The organism is Ruminococcus sp. RTP21358st1_G6_RTP21358_211008 (assembly GCF_040908885.1).
GTDB lineage: Bacteria > Bacillota > Clostridia > Lachnospirales > Lachnospiraceae > Blautia_A > Blautia_A faecis.
Window position 1 is genome coordinate 39,524 of record NZ_JBDGDM010000006.1, and the last position, 12,796, is coordinate 52,319.

Below are 12,796 nucleotides of genomic sequence, written 5' to 3' on the forward strand. Positions count from 1 at the left end.
AGCCTTAATTCGTAGTATGAGAAAATGGAGGGCTTTTTATGAGAATTATCATGTTAGGTGCACCAGGTGCAGGAAAAGGAACCCAGGCTAAGAAAATTGCTGAGAAATATGGTATTCCCCATATCTCTACAGGCGATATTTTCCGTGCCAATATCAAAAATGGCACAGAACTTGGGAAAAAAGCAAAAACTTATATGGACCAGGGTCTGCTTGTACCGGATGAACTTACCTGCGACCTTGTTGTGGACAGAATCCAGCAGCCGGATGCCAAGAACGGCTATGTTCTGGATGGTTTTCCAAGAACAATCCCACAGGCTGAATGCCTTACCGATGCTTTAAGCAAGCTGGGAAGCAAGATTGATTATGCTATTGATGTTGATGTTCCGGATGAGAATATCGTGAACCGTATGGGTGGAAGACGTGCATGCGTAAAATGTGGTGCAACCTACCACGTTGTATTTGCAGCTCCGAAGACAGAGGGGGTTTGCGATACATGTGGTGAGGATCTTGTGCTTCGTGACGATGACAAGCCGGAGACTGTACAGAAGCGTCTGAATGTATATCATGAGCAGACTCAGCCGCTTATCGACTACTATACTGGTCAGGGCGTACTGAAAACTGTAGATGGCACCAAGAACCTGGATGAGGTATTTGGTGATATTGTGAAGATCCTTGGCGAATAGAATAGAGGATAAGAAGTAATGTCAGTTTCAATAAAAACAGCACAAGAAATTGAACTTATGAGGGAATCCGGACATCTTCTGGAAAAAGTCCATGACGGGCTGATCCCTTATATCAAACCAGGAATGAGTACCAAGGAAATCGACCGTATTGGCGAAGATATGATCCGTTCCATGGGATGCATTCCCAATTTTCTGAATTATGGAGGCTTTCCTGGCTCCTTCTGCATCAGCCTGAATGATGAAGTGGTCCACGGAATTCCTTCGGAGGACAAAATTATCCAGGATGGTGATCTGGTAAAGATTGATGCAGGACTGATCTATAAAGGATATCATTCTGATGCGGCCCGTACTTATGCAGTCGGAGAAGTTTCCAAAGAAGCCAAGCAGCTTATGGATGTAACCAGGCAGTGCTTCTTTGAAGGAATAAAATTCGCGAAAGCAGGAAATCATCTCAATGATATTTCCAAGGCAATCGGAGCGTATGCGGCGAAATACCGTTATGGTATTGTACGAGATCTGGTGGGACATGGGATTGGTACTCATCTTCACGAAGATCCGCAGATTCCCAACTTCCCTCAGAAACGCAGGGGAGTGAAATTACTTCCAGGCATGACACTTGCCATAGAGCCCATGATCAATATGGGCAGAGCAGATGTATGCTGGCTGGATGACGAATGGACAGTGGTGACCATGGATGGTTCCCTTTCCGCACATTATGAGAACACCATACTGATTACAGATGGCGAACCGGAGATTCTGACACTCACAGAGTATTAATCATTATCATTAAGGCGATACAGGAGGTATAAAATGTCAAAAGTAGATGTACTTGAAGTAGAAGGCACTGTTTTAGAGAAGCTGCCAAACGCAATGTTTAAAGTGGAACTTGAAAACAAACATGTTGTACTTGCTCATATCAGCGGCAAGCTGCGCATGAACTTTATCCGTATTCTTCCAGGAGACAAAGTAACAATGGAGCTTTCCCCATATGATCTTTCCAAGGGAAGAATCATCTGGCGAGATAAGTAATTCAGATTTGTTAATAGCAAATTCGGATTAATGAATATAAAACTCCTGTGCCTGGGGAAAAGCTCCCATGGTACAGGAGTTTCTTCTATTATTATAGAAGCAAATGAACATAGAAAAAAATGTTTCAAACTTTCAGAAACTAAAAAAATTAGAAAAATGTAAAAAAAATTTAAAAAACTGCTTGCATTTTGTAGACCATAATGCTACAATACAATGCGGACGCGCTTGTACGTGTGTATAACTGCGCCCTAAACTGCAGATTTTAATGCTATATTTTACGGAAGGAGGATTTCCAGTGAAAGTAAGATCATCTGTAAAACCGATCTGCGAGAAATGCAAGGTCATTAAGAGAAAAGGTTCTATCAGAATTATCTGTGAGAATCCAAAGCACAAACAGCGTCAGGGTTGATTGATCCATTGTTTGTGAATGCGGCTGCAGGTGAAACACCCGGACGGGTTGTATCATCTGACATATAATGAACTAAGCATGTATTGCCTAATACCGGAGGCAACGTTGGCCCGTTGGCCGCAAATTTCGGAAAGGCTGCGAATCGCCAAAAGCAGCTGGGTGTTATACCGAGGCACCCCAATTAGGAACTAAGAATTAAGAAAGAGTGCGTATGGATGCATCCCATTTCACCTTGTATCTGATACAAGTGATGTACGAAGACGCAGAACTTTCAGTAAAGAAAATGGAGGAAACAGTACATGGCTCGTATAGCTGGTGTAGACTTACCAAGAGAGAAAAGAATCGAAATCGGTCTTACCTATATTTATGGTATCGGAAGACCAAGTGCAGACAAAATCCTTGCTCAGGCAAATGTAAATCCTGACACACGTGTCAGAGACCTGACTGATGATGAAGTTAAGAGACTTCAGGCTGTCATTGATGAGACAATGATGGTAGAAGGTGATCTTCGTAGAGAAATCGCCCTGAACATTAAGAGACTGCAGGAAATCGGATGCTACAGAGGAATCCGTCATCGTAAAGGACTTCCGGTTCGTGGTCAGAAGACCAAGACCAATGCTAGAACACGCAAGGGTCCGAAGAGAACAGTAGCAAATAAGAAGAAATAATTCAGTATCCTAACTATAAATTTTGATTGATTAAGGAAAGCGTAGGTTAGTTTTAAAATGGCAAAAACAACTAAAAAAACGACAACAAAACGTCGTGTCAAGAAAAACGTTGAACACGGACAGGCACATATCCAGTCTTCTTTTAACAACACAATTGTTACTCTGACTGACAATGAAGGAAACGCTCTTTCATGGGCAAGTGCCGGCGGTCTGGGATTTAGAGGTTCAAGGAAATCTACTCCTTATGCAGCACAGATGGCAGCTGAGACTGCAACAAAGGCTGCTTTAATTCATGGATTAAAAACAGTAGACGTAATGGTTAAAGGACCAGGATCAGGTCGTGAGGCTGCTATCCGTGCCCTTCAGGCATGCGGTCTTGAAGTAACAAGTATCCGTGACGTAACTCCGGTTCCGCACAACGGATGCCGTCCACCAAAACGTAGAAGAGTCTAATTGAATTAGGAGGTAAGCCAAGATGGCAGTAGATAGAACACCGGTCCTGAAAAGATGTAGATCCCTTGGAATGGATCCAATTTATTTAGGAATTGATAAAAAATCCACAAGACAGTTAAAACGTGCAAACCGTAAAGTATCTGAGTACGGTCTTCAGTTAAAAGAAAAACAGAAAGCAAAATTCATTTATGGCGTTCTGGAGAAACCTTTCCGTAACTACTACAAGAAAGCCGACAGAATGAAAGGTCAGACTGGTGAGAACCTGATGATCATGCTTGAGACAAGACTTGACAATGTTCTTTTCCGTATGGGATTTGCAAGAACAAGAAAAGAAGCTCGTCAGATCGTTGACCACAAGCACGTTCTTGTAAACGGAAAATGCGTTAACATTCCTTCTTATCTCGTAAAAGCTGGCGACAGCATCGAGATCAAAGAGAAATGCAAAGGTTCTGAGAGATACAAAGGAATCCTTGAGGTAACAGGCGGAAGACTTGTTCCGAACTGGCTTGAGGCTGACCAGGAGAATCTTAAGGGCGTTGTAAAAGAGCTTCCTACAAGAGAAGAAATTGACGTTCCTGTAAACGAGATGCTTATCGTCGAGTTGTACTCCAAATAATGAGCCCTGATAATACCCTCAATTGCATACAACCCAGAAGGAGGGAAATTTATAGTGTTTGATTTTAATAAACCAAAAATCGAAATTACCGAGATATCTGAAGATAAAAAATTTGGAAGATTCGTTGTAGAACCTCTTGAAAGAGGTTACGGTACTACACTTGGCAATTCTCTTAGAAGAATTATGCTGTCCTCCCTGCCGGGAGCTGCAGTAAGTCAGGTTAAGATCGATGGTGTTCTTCATGAATTCAGCTCCATCCCTGGAGTAAAAGAAGACGTGACAGAGATCATCATGAATCTTAAGAGTCTTGCAATTAAGAATAACAGTGCTGACAATGAGCCGAAGACCGCATACATTGAGTGTGAGGGCAAAGGTGTTGTGACAGCTGCTGATATTCAGGCAGATCAGGATATCGAGATCATGAATCCGGATCAGGTAATCGCTACCTTAAACGGTGGTAAGGATTGCAGACTTGCAATGGAACTTACCATTACAAAAGGCCGCGGATATGTGAGTGCGGATAAGGGCAAATCAGATGACATGCCAATCGGTGTAATTGCAGTTGATGCAATCTACAGCCCGGTTGAGAGAGTCAATATGGTTGTGCAGAATACACGTGTGGGTCAGGTTACAGACTTTGATAAACTGACACTTGATGTATACACAAATGGCACGCTGGATCCTGATGAGGCAGTAAGCCTTGCAGCAAAGGTATTAAGCGAGCATTTAAGCCTTTTCATTGACCTTTCCGAGAATGCAAAGACCGCTGAGGTTATGATCGAGAAAGAAGACAATGAGAAAGAGAAAGTTCTTGAAATGAGCATTGATGAGCTTGAGCTTTCAGTTCGTTCTTACAACTGTCTGAAGAGAGCAGGCATCAATACTGTTGAGGAGCTTTGCAATAAGACTTCTGACGACATGATGAAAGTACGTAACCTTGGACGTAAGTCTTTAGAGGAAGTACTTGCCAAGTTGAAAGAGCTGGGCTTACAGCTTCAGCCAACAGAAGAGTAAGATAACCATAAAGGTATCGCGTAAGATTATTACAGTGGGGATTTGCTAAGCAGCAGCCCAGTAAGACCGAACAAGCGTGGACTGCTGTCCCACAGATGGAGGAAAATTAAATGGCAAAATATAGAAAATTAAGCAGAACAGCTGACCAGAGAAAAGCTCTGTTAAGAAACCAGGTTACAAATCTGTTATACAACGGAAAAATTGTTACAACAGAAGCTAAAGCTAAAGAGATCCGTAAGATCGCTGAAGGCCTTGTAGCTATGGCTGTTCGCGAGAAAGACAACTTTGAGACTGTTACTGTAACAGCTAAAGTTGCAAGAAAAGACGCTGAAGGCAAGAGAGTGAAAGAAGTTGTAGACGGTAAGAAGAAAACTGTTTACGATGAAGTTGAGAAGCAGATCACAAAAGATGCTCCATCCAGACTTCACGCTCGTCGTCAGATGATGAAAGTGTTCTACCCGGTTAAAGAAGTTCCGGCTAAGGGCGCTGGCAAGAAGAAAAACACCAAAGATGTAGATATGGTTAAGAAGATGTTCGAGGAAATCGCACCAAAATACGCTAACCGTAACGGTGGATACACCAGAATCGTTAAGATTGGACAGCGTAAAGGTGATGGCGCTATGGAAGTGCTCATCGAGCTGGTTTAATCCGAAACAGAATTACTGATCATAAGAAAAGAGATATTTACGTTTCGTAGATATCTCTTTTTTCTTAATTTAGGGATACCAACGTGAGAAAGTTACTTTTATTAATAGAAATTTGTTTGTTAGCCTGGCTTTTGACAGGTTCCGCCCGGTACGAAGCGAAAAAAGAAATTCCAGTGAATACACCGGAATTTGACTGGGAAAATTACAATATTATAACGCATGCTCTGGGTGGGATTGACGGTCTCACATACTTAAATTCCAGAGAAAGCTTTATCAATTTTTATGATAAGGGGTGCCGCCTGTTTGAGGTGGATCTGACGCAGACCAGTGATGGAGTTTGGGTGTGCCGCCATAACTGGAAAGAATCTCTTGGACAATGGAAAGGAGAAGAACGAAAAGTTCTATCCTCAGAAGAATTTTTAAATACGCCTATATATGGGAAATACACCCCTATGACCTTTGAAGACCTTCTGAAACTGCTGGACGAATATCCGGATGCATTTGTAATGATAGATTCCAAACAATATTCTGTCCGCAATTACCAGCGTACTCTTGAGGATTATGCACAGTATAGGGAAATCTCTATAAAAGCTGGCATCGAGCATACGCTTAGACAGATCATCCCGGAAATATATAATTCAGCAATGTATCCTGGAACAGCACTTTTGTATAAATTTCCCGCATATATTTATTCTTTGTGGCAGGGATATACCACAGAAGAATTGAATGATATTGCAGAATTCTGTCAAACCAATAAAATTATGGCTGTAACCATTTATCGTGACTACTGGTCTGAAGAAGTGCAGAAAATTTTTGACGAACGGGACATTTTGGTATATATTTATACCATAAATGACAAAGAGGAAGCCAGAAGATATCTGGCGAATGGGGCGCAAGGTGTCTGTACAGATGTACTGATCACCGATAACCTGAATTAAGTTGCACTGTCTAATTATATAACATACGAAAATAATACTTGAAAAGGACTGCCATTCATTGGCTCATTCATAATTGCTTTTTGGGCTTTTCTCTGTGAATAGTAGTGAAAAAGGATTAAATACACATGAAAATCAGAACAATGGCTGCTGTTTTTGCAGCGAAATCTGCAGGCTTTATCTGCAGGAAAATGGGACGCCAGGGAGTGACCTGGGCGGGCAAGATCGCATTAAAGATCAATCCTGACATCCTGGAAGATCTTTCTTCTCAGGTGCGGAAGAAAATATTTGTAACCTGTGGAACCAACGGTAAGACCACCACCAACAATATGCTCTGCGCAGCCCTTGAAAATGAAGGGCAGAAAGTAGTCTGCAATCACACCGGTTCTAACATGTTAAACGGTGTTGTAGCAGCCTTTGTGCTGGCTGCAGGACCTACAGGCAGGCTGGATGCAGATTACGCCTGCATTGAAGTAGACGAGGCTTCTACCCGCCATGTATTTCCAGGTTTGAAGCCAGACTACATGCTTCTGACTAATTTGTTCCGTGACCAGTTGGACCGCTACGGTGAAATTGATATTACCATGAACATTCTGGAAGAAATGATCCGCACAGTACCGAAAATGCAGGTAATCGTAAATGCCGACGATGCGCTTTCTGCGTATCTTGCTATGGACAGCGGAAATCCGTATATCACATATGGAATCAGTAAACCTGTCCAGAAGAGCGCGGCAAACGAGATACGGGAAGGTCGTTTTTGTAAAAAGTGTGGTGCCAGGCTGGAATACAGTTTTTACCACTATAGTCAGCTGGGTGATTACAAGTGTCCATCCTGTGGCTTTGCAAGACCGGAAATCAAATATGATGCCCATGATGTAAAGGTTGGTGACCAGCTGTCTTTTCAGGTGGAGGATAAGCACCTTACAGCCAATTACAAAGGATTCTATAATGTATATAATATTCTGGCTGCCTATGCCGGACTCCGTACAGCTGGATTTTCCGGTGAGCATTTCCAGAATATGCTTCAGAAATTCAATCCGGAAAATGGACGTATGGAACAGTTCCGTATTAAAGGCACTGGTGTTATGCTGAACCTTGCAAAGAATCCTGCCGGTTTTAACCAGAATATTTCCGCAGTTATGCAGGATAAAACACAGAAAGATATTATTATCACCATCAACGACAATGCACAGGATGGAACAGATATTTCCTGGCTCTGGGATGTGGATTTTGACCTTCTGGGCGATGCGAGCATTCATTCCATTACAGTCAGCGGTATCCGCTGCCAGGATATGCGCCTTCGGATGAAATATGTGGACATTCCGGTTATGCTTGAGGAAAATGTGGAAACAGCGATCCGAAAAAGGATTGAAGACGGCGTAGGCAATCTCTACGTTCTGGTAAACTACACTGCATTATTCAGCACTCATAATATTCTTAAGAAAATGGAGGGAGAAAAGGAATGAAACTGACAATCGGACATTTATATCCTGATCTCCTGAACCTGTATGGAGACAGAGGAAATATCCAGTGCCTTATGAGACGCTGCCAGTGGCGTGGAATTGAGGCAGAGACCATTGCCTTTGAACTGGGGGACAAGATTGATTTTTCCAGACTGGATATTGTGCTACTGGGTGGTGGTTCCGACAGGGAGCAGATGCTGGTTTGTGAAAAGCTGAAGGAAATTCAGCCGGATTTTAAGAAATATGTGGAAGATGGCGGCGTAGTTATCGCTATCTGCGGTGGCTATCAGCTTCTTGGAAAATATTATAAGACAGATCAGGGAACCATTACAGGGCTTGACCTGGTAGATCTTTACACCGAACAGGGAGAGGGACGTCTGATCAGCAATATTGTGCTGAAAAGCGACCTTTTTGATATGCCTGTGGTTGGATTTGAGAACCATGGAGGAAGAACCTGCATTAATAACTGCAAGCCTCTGGGAAAAGTACTCTATGGATCTGGAAATGATGGAAAAACAGGCTATGAGGGTGTGGTTTACAAGAATGTGATCGGAACTTACCTTCACGGTCCGCTTCTTCCCAAGAACCCGCAGCTGGCAGACTGGCTGATCGCACATGCTCTTGAGCAGAAATATGGAAAAGAAGTCCGGCTTGCGCCACTGGATGATACAGAAGAGAAGGCAGCAAATGATTACGTATATCATCGTTTTGTAAAAGAGAACTGATACAAACAAGCTCCATAGCCTGTTTGAAAAATTATTCCTGCCTTGCAGAAAGCCTTTTTCAAACACGCTCTGGATATGTACAGATAAAAATAAGGGGAACGATATGGCAAAAGGAATCAATCAAAAAGGGAAAATCCTTTATCTTGAAAAAATACTGAGAGAGACCAGTGAAACACATCCGTGCACTATGCAGGAAATTATTGGAAAACTTCAGGAAAACGGAGTCAGTGCTGAGCGAAAAAGTATTTATGACGATATGGAAGTGCTGAGAAGCTTTGGCATGGACATTAAGTTTAAAAGAGGAAAGTATACCGGATATTATGTTGCCGGAGAAGCTGACTCAGAGAGCGTAAATACATCCACTACAGAAAAGGAGAGTGGAAATCCGGAAGACTCTGCAAAAAACAGTGCTGGAACAGAGAATGAAGGCAGTGCATTTTCCAATGAGGCTCAAAAAAAAGCGAAAAATTCCTGGCTGCTTCCACCGTCAGATTCTGAGGAGGATAAACCGGTGAAGCTTCTTTGCAGAAATAAGAAAAAGAAAGAAGTCATGGCAGCACTTGGAAATTATGCCCAGTACAAGGAGAAAGAAGAGGATACTTTCGTTGCTGCAGTGCAGGTGGATGAGACCTCTGAGTTTTACGGATGGCTTACAGGCATGGGGAAAGATGTAATCCTTATGAAGCCTAAGAAGTCAGTTCAGGCTTACCGTGATTACCTGAAGGGAATCCTGAAAGAATATAAGTAAGAATGCTTTTTGAAAAAGCTTGGAAATAGAGAATGATATGAAGTTACATAGAAAGGGATTTTTATGAAAAAGCAAATTGCAGGACTTCTTACCGGACTTTTGGTGTGCAGTGCTTTTCTCACAGGCTGCAGTAAAAATGAAGCCACCGAGGCTGTAAAAGAGAGCACTGAGGACGAAAATGAGGGCACTGGAGACACGAAGGACGCTGACAGCAAAAAGGATACGAATAGAAAGTCCGATAAACAGGACAGTGATAAAAGTGATGAAAATTCAGAAGAAAGTGAGACAACTGAAGCCCCGGAGGAAAATCTTGATAAGGTGGGGGTTCTGCTTCCGGAAGAGGGAGAGGATATCAACAGCAGTCTGGAGCGTACAGAACTGAAATCACGTCTGGAAGAGGCAGGTTATGAAGCTGCTATGTATTTTGCCGGGGACGATTCTGACACCCAGGCAGAACAGATCAGGGAGCTTCTTCAGGATGAGAAACTGAAAGCACTGGTAATTTCACCTGTTGATCCATATGGTCTTACAGATGTACTGGAAGAGGCTTCTGAGCTCTCAATTCCGGTGATTGACTATGACAATCTGATCATGGATACGCCAAACGTGAAATACTTTGTCACTTTTAATATGCGGGCGATTGGAAAAGAGATTGCCAAAAATATTGTAGAGAAAGAAGAACTGGATAAAGTCCGGGAAGACAGAGGTGCCCGTACCATAGAGTTTCTTATGGGCTCTCCGGATGATGACGCTTCGTTATTCCTGTTTAACGGGATAATGGAGGTGCTGCAGGAGTATATTGACGATGGTACCCTGATCTGTCGTTCCGGCCGTGTGACTTTTGATGAAACCAGCATTATGGATCAGAATACAGATACTGCGAAGAAGCAGCTGAAATCCGAGATAGACGAATTTTATTCTCTGGAGAAAACTCCGGATATTATCTGCACTGCTTCTGATGATTTTGCTCTGGCAGCTCTGGAGCTTCTGGAAAAAGAGCAGCTCCAGCCTGGTGATGAGAACTGGCCTCTGATCACAGGTGTAAATGCAGATGCAGATGCTGTTAAAAGTGTGGCAGAAGAAAAAATCGGTTTTACAGTCATGTTGGATCGCCGGGATCTGGCAGAAGCCCTGACGAAGCTGGTGGAAACCTACCTGAATGGGGATGACGTTGATATCAATAATTATTCCCAGTATGATAATGGTGTGAAGATCATTGGAACGGTTACCTGTGATGGAAAGCTGATCGATAAGGATAATTATCAGATTCTTGTGGATAATGGATTCTATCTGGCAGAAATGATCGCGCCGGAAGCCTCTCCTATGCCTGTTCCCGAGGAAGTAAGTCCGACACCGGAAGTGACAGTGACGCCGGAGGCGAGTCTTACACCGGAAGGTGGTGAGCCTGAGAAAAAGAGCCAGGTAATTCCAAAGGATGAGCCTGAAGTGAGCACAGAAGAAGTTCCGGCTGTAAAGGATGGAGAAAACCAGGAGAGCAATAGCAAGCTGCAGAGTAGTGGAAAAGCATAAAACGGAAGTAAAATGAAAATACGTAAGTAAAATGAAAATACCAGTAATCGTTTGGTGATTACTGGTATTTTTGCTCTTAAAAATTAATCGCGGAAGGTCAGGGAATCATCTGTCATGGAATCAATGATAGCCAGAGATTCCAGACGGACACCCATATCGCGGATCTGCTGTCCGCCGTGCTGGAAGCCCTTCTCAATTACGATTCCGGCACCTTCAAGAGTAGCTCCGGATTTCTTTACAATATCGATCAGTCCGAGAAGAGCACAGCCATTTGCAAGGAAATCATCAATAAGAAGTACGTGATCCTCTGGACTAAGGAACTTCTTGGAAATAATAACATCATAAACTTTCTTATGGGTAAATGATTCAATCTTGGTGCAGTACATCTCGCCGTCCAGGTTTACACTCTGGGATTTCTTGGCAAATACTACAGGAACATGAAAATACTGTGCTGCAATACAGGCAATGCCAATACCGGAAGCTTCAATAGTGAGGATCTTGGTGATGGGGCAGTCTGAGAAACGCGCCTTAAACTCCTTACCAATCTCATTGATCAGGTCAATGTCCATCTGGTGGTTCAGGAAACTGTCTACCTTTAATATATTGCCTGGTTTCACAACGCCATCTTTCAGAATACGTTCTTTTAAAAGCTGCATGGCTATATCTCCTTTTCGCTTCATGTCGTTTCGATTTTAGTATTTCTATGATACGACATTCTCTGAAGAAGTTCAATTATTTTTGACAAAAAAGTACAAAATATCTATAATGAAATTAATTTATGGAAAAAGGATTAGCTTTATTGTGAAAAACATCTGCAGTCAGCCGGGGAAACAGTAACGCAAATGCGGGAGATGACAAAGGAGCAGATAGTTTTACAAAAAAGAGCAGGTGAGAATATGAAAGAGTATGAAGTAATCTGGGAAATTTTCAATAAATGTCCAAGGAACCAGATGAGGGATGTATTTGTGGACGAGGTGGAAATTGAAGATCCTGAGGAATATGTGAAGAATAAATTTAAGGGAAAAGAAGTAACCTATGAGAAGACGGTTCTGGAAGATGGCACCATCATATTTGACATCCAGACCTCCCAGATCAAACAGAGATGTTCCTTTACGGAAATATAAGCTGCAGGTCACGAAGCGGATTTTAAGCTACTGCTTACAACAACGACCTTAGAGCATGTTTGAAAAAGGCTTTCCGCAAGATGTGCGTCACAATTTGTGGGAGATTTTGTCCGGATGAGGGTGCCGTAGCGGGCTACGGCAACCGAATTCAGACAAAATATACCGCAAAGTGGGGCGTGCAGATTGCGGGAATGATTTTTCAAACAGGCTCTAAGGCATATTTTTTAATACAATCATCAGAAATAGTGCATATTTAAGGGAAGTATGTTATAATAAACGGACGTGCTTCAAAAGAATTACACCAGTCAGAAACCATCCACAGAACACTGTTGGATATGCGAAATGGTTGGAAAAACAGGAGGATGACATGATAGAAGAACAGTTAGAGAACCACCTGCATGAAGGCGAGGAAGAGCATATGCATACCCATGTTCTGGAAGATGGCACCACTGTCATGCATTCCCATGGAGAACACGGACATCACCACAGTCATGCACAGACCAAGGCTGTACTGAACCGGCTTTCCCGTGCAATCGGGCACCTGGAATCCATCAAACGTATGGTGGAAGACGGCCGGGACTGCAGCGAAGTGCTGATCCAGCTTTCCGCAGTGAAATCTGCTATTAATAATACAGGCAAGATTATTTTACAGGATCACATTGAACACTGTATTGTGGATGCGGTAGAGCATGGAGACAAGGACGCCATCAAGGAACTGGAACGTGCAATTGACAGGTTTATGAAATAAATAA

19 protein-coding genes are annotated in these 12,796 nt (G+C 42.7%); 17 read left to right on the top strand and 2 right to left on the bottom strand.

Going from position 1 to position 12,796, the window contains the following annotated elements:
- Nucleotides 1–38 precede the first annotated feature (38 nt).
- From AB5Z12_RS03630 to AB5Z12_RS03695, 14 genes are all read left to right on the top strand, one after another.
- Nucleotides 39–683, top strand: coding sequence for an adenylate kinase (locus AB5Z12_RS03630; RefSeq protein ID WP_118581187.1), 645 nt, complete (start codon nucleotides 39–41; stop codon nucleotides 681–683).
- A gap of 18 nt (nucleotides 684–701) precedes the next feature.
- The gene (map, locus tag AB5Z12_RS03635; protein WP_118581184.1) at nucleotides 702–1,460 is read left to right on the top strand and encodes a type I methionyl aminopeptidase; all 759 of its coding nucleotides are present in this window, start codon (nucleotides 702–704) and stop codon (nucleotides 1,458–1,460) included.
- A gap of 33 nt (nucleotides 1,461–1,493) precedes the next feature.
- Entirely contained in the window at nucleotides 1,494–1,712 is a 219-nt protein-coding gene (gene infA, locus AB5Z12_RS03640) for a translation initiation factor IF-1 (protein ID WP_117852566.1), read from the top strand.
- A 295-nt stretch (nucleotides 1,713–2,007) separates the two neighbouring features.
- Complete coding sequence (gene rpmJ, locus AB5Z12_RS03645) at nucleotides 2,008–2,121, top strand: 50S ribosomal protein L36 (RefSeq protein WP_003022746.1); 114 nt, start codon at nucleotides 2,008–2,010, stop codon at nucleotides 2,119–2,121.
- A 299-nt stretch (nucleotides 2,122–2,420) separates the two neighbouring features.
- Nucleotides 2,421–2,789: a 30S ribosomal protein S13 gene (gene rpsM / locus AB5Z12_RS03650; protein ID WP_117852568.1), complete on the top strand. Its 369-nt coding sequence runs from the start codon at nucleotides 2,421–2,423 to the stop codon at nucleotides 2,787–2,789.
- Between the two features lie 57 nt (nucleotides 2,790–2,846).
- Nucleotides 2,847–3,242, top strand: a complete 396-nt coding sequence (gene rpsK, locus AB5Z12_RS03655) for a 30S ribosomal protein S11 (protein WP_148461639.1) — start codon at nucleotides 2,847–2,849, stop codon at nucleotides 3,240–3,242.
- Nucleotides 3,243–3,264: 22 nt separating this feature from the next.
- A complete protein-coding gene (gene rpsD, locus AB5Z12_RS03660) occupies nucleotides 3,265–3,858 on the top strand; it encodes a 30S ribosomal protein S4 (protein WP_118581181.1) in 594 nt (197 codons plus the stop codon).
- A gap of 54 nt (nucleotides 3,859–3,912) precedes the next feature.
- Nucleotides 3,913–4,872: a DNA-directed RNA polymerase subunit alpha gene (locus tag AB5Z12_RS03665; protein WP_118581178.1), complete on the top strand. Its 960-nt coding sequence runs from the start codon at nucleotides 3,913–3,915 to the stop codon at nucleotides 4,870–4,872.
- Nucleotides 4,873–4,982: 110 nt separating this feature from the next.
- On the top strand, nucleotides 4,983–5,519 hold the full coding sequence (locus AB5Z12_RS03670) for a bL17 family ribosomal protein (RefSeq protein WP_118581175.1): 537 nt from the start codon (nucleotides 4,983–4,985) through the stop codon (nucleotides 5,517–5,519).
- A 116-nt stretch (nucleotides 5,520–5,635) separates the two neighbouring features.
- Nucleotides 5,636–6,457, top strand: coding sequence for a phosphatidylinositol-specific phospholipase C/glycerophosphodiester phosphodiesterase family protein (locus AB5Z12_RS03675; protein ID WP_202031450.1), 822 nt, complete (start codon nucleotides 5,636–5,638; stop codon nucleotides 6,455–6,457).
- A gap of 125 nt (nucleotides 6,458–6,582) precedes the next feature.
- Nucleotides 6,583–7,920: a Mur ligase family protein gene (locus AB5Z12_RS03680; RefSeq protein WP_118581169.1), complete on the top strand. Its 1,338-nt coding sequence runs from the start codon at nucleotides 6,583–6,585 to the stop codon at nucleotides 7,918–7,920.
- Complete coding sequence (locus AB5Z12_RS03685; RefSeq protein ID WP_173718240.1) at nucleotides 7,917–8,642, top strand: type 1 glutamine amidotransferase; 726 nt, start codon at nucleotides 7,917–7,919, stop codon at nucleotides 8,640–8,642. Before AB5Z12_RS03680 ends, AB5Z12_RS03685 begins: the two co-directional genes overlap by 4 nt.
- Before the next feature lie 103 nt (nucleotides 8,643–8,745).
- Nucleotides 8,746–9,390, top strand: a complete 645-nt coding sequence (locus AB5Z12_RS03690) for a WYL domain-containing protein (RefSeq protein WP_195477639.1) — start codon at nucleotides 8,746–8,748, stop codon at nucleotides 9,388–9,390.
- A 63-nt stretch (nucleotides 9,391–9,453) separates the two neighbouring features.
- Nucleotides 9,454–10,920: a substrate-binding domain-containing protein gene (locus AB5Z12_RS03695; protein WP_195477638.1), complete on the top strand. Its 1,467-nt coding sequence runs from the start codon at nucleotides 9,454–9,456 to the stop codon at nucleotides 10,918–10,920.
- 83 nt (nucleotides 10,921–11,003) lie between these two features.
- Here the strand turns inward: AB5Z12_RS03695 and AB5Z12_RS03700 are convergent, their stop codons facing one another.
- Nucleotides 11,004–11,576 carry a xanthine phosphoribosyltransferase gene (locus AB5Z12_RS03700; RefSeq protein ID WP_118581157.1) on the bottom strand — a complete coding sequence of 191 codons (573 nt, stop codon included), beginning with the start codon at nucleotides 11,574–11,576 and terminating at the stop codon, nucleotides 11,004–11,006.
- A gap of 240 nt (nucleotides 11,577–11,816) precedes the next feature.
- Between AB5Z12_RS03700 and AB5Z12_RS03705 the strand changes: the two genes are divergently transcribed.
- Nucleotides 11,817–12,044 carry a hypothetical protein gene (locus AB5Z12_RS03705; protein ID WP_118581326.1) on the top strand — a complete coding sequence of 76 codons (228 nt, stop codon included), beginning with the start codon at nucleotides 11,817–11,819 and terminating at the stop codon, nucleotides 12,042–12,044.
- Between the two features lie 8 nt (nucleotides 12,045–12,052).
- On the opposite strand, the gene AB5Z12_RS03710 is transcribed toward AB5Z12_RS03705, so the two are convergent.
- Nucleotides 12,053–12,205 carry a DUF6783 domain-containing protein gene (locus AB5Z12_RS03710; protein ID WP_368368562.1) on the bottom strand — a complete coding sequence of 51 codons (153 nt, stop codon included), beginning with the start codon at nucleotides 12,203–12,205 and terminating at the stop codon, nucleotides 12,053–12,055.
- Between AB5Z12_RS03710 and AB5Z12_RS03715 the strand changes: the two genes are divergently transcribed.
- Both AB5Z12_RS03715 and AB5Z12_RS03720 read left to right on the top strand, forming a co-directional pair.
- A complete protein-coding gene (locus AB5Z12_RS03715; protein WP_308768419.1) occupies nucleotides 12,137–12,301 on the top strand; it encodes a DUF6783 domain-containing protein in 165 nt (54 codons plus the stop codon). The two genes, AB5Z12_RS03710 and AB5Z12_RS03715, sit on opposite strands and share 69 nt — an antisense overlap.
- 161 nt (nucleotides 12,302–12,462) lie before the next feature.
- Nucleotides 12,463–12,792 carry a metal-sensing transcriptional repressor gene (locus AB5Z12_RS03720; protein WP_118581323.1) on the top strand — a complete coding sequence of 110 codons (330 nt, stop codon included), beginning with the start codon at nucleotides 12,463–12,465 and terminating at the stop codon, nucleotides 12,790–12,792.
- Nucleotides 12,793–12,796: the final 4 nt, after the last annotated feature.

Excerpts from the sequence above, each read along its gene's own strand:
- infA (WP_117852566.1), top strand. The coding sequence starts at position 1,494 with ATGTCAAAAGTAGATGTACTTGAAGTAGAAGGCACTGTTTTAGAGAAG.
- AB5Z12_RS03685 (WP_173718240.1), top strand. The coding sequence starts at position 7,917 with ATGAAACTGACAATCGGACATTTATATCCTGATCTCCTGAACCTGTAT.
- AB5Z12_RS03630 (WP_118581187.1), top strand. The coding sequence starts at position 39 with ATGAGAATTATCATGTTAGGTGCACCAGGTGCAGGAAAAGGAACCCAG.
- rpsM (WP_117852568.1), top strand. The coding sequence starts at position 2,421 with ATGGCTCGTATAGCTGGTGTAGACTTACCAAGAGAGAAAAGAATCGAA.
- rpsD (WP_118581181.1), top strand. The coding sequence starts at position 3,265 with ATGGCAGTAGATAGAACACCGGTCCTGAAAAGATGTAGATCCCTTGGA.
- AB5Z12_RS03705 (WP_118581326.1), top strand. The coding sequence starts at position 11,817 with ATGAAAGAGTATGAAGTAATCTGGGAAATTTTCAATAAATGTCCAAGG.
- AB5Z12_RS03695 (WP_195477638.1), top strand. The coding sequence starts at position 9,454 with ATGAAAAAGCAAATTGCAGGACTTCTTACCGGACTTTTGGTGTGCAGT.
- rpsK (WP_148461639.1), top strand. The coding sequence starts at position 2,847 with ATGGCAAAAACAACTAAAAAAACGACAACAAAACGTCGTGTCAAGAAA.
- AB5Z12_RS03670 (WP_118581175.1), top strand. The coding sequence starts at position 4,983 with ATGGCAAAATATAGAAAATTAAGCAGAACAGCTGACCAGAGAAAAGCT.
- AB5Z12_RS03700 (WP_118581157.1), bottom strand. The coding sequence starts at position 11,576 with ATGCAGCTTTTAAAAGAACGTATTCTGAAAGATGGCGTTGTGAAACCA.
- map (WP_118581184.1), top strand. The coding sequence starts at position 702 with ATGTCAGTTTCAATAAAAACAGCACAAGAAATTGAACTTATGAGGGAA.
- AB5Z12_RS03680 (WP_118581169.1), top strand. The coding sequence starts at position 6,583 with ATGAAAATCAGAACAATGGCTGCTGTTTTTGCAGCGAAATCTGCAGGC.
- AB5Z12_RS03720 (WP_118581323.1), top strand. The coding sequence starts at position 12,463 with ATGCATACCCATGTTCTGGAAGATGGCACCACTGTCATGCATTCCCAT.
- AB5Z12_RS03690 (WP_195477639.1), top strand. The coding sequence starts at position 8,746 with ATGGCAAAAGGAATCAATCAAAAAGGGAAAATCCTTTATCTTGAAAAA.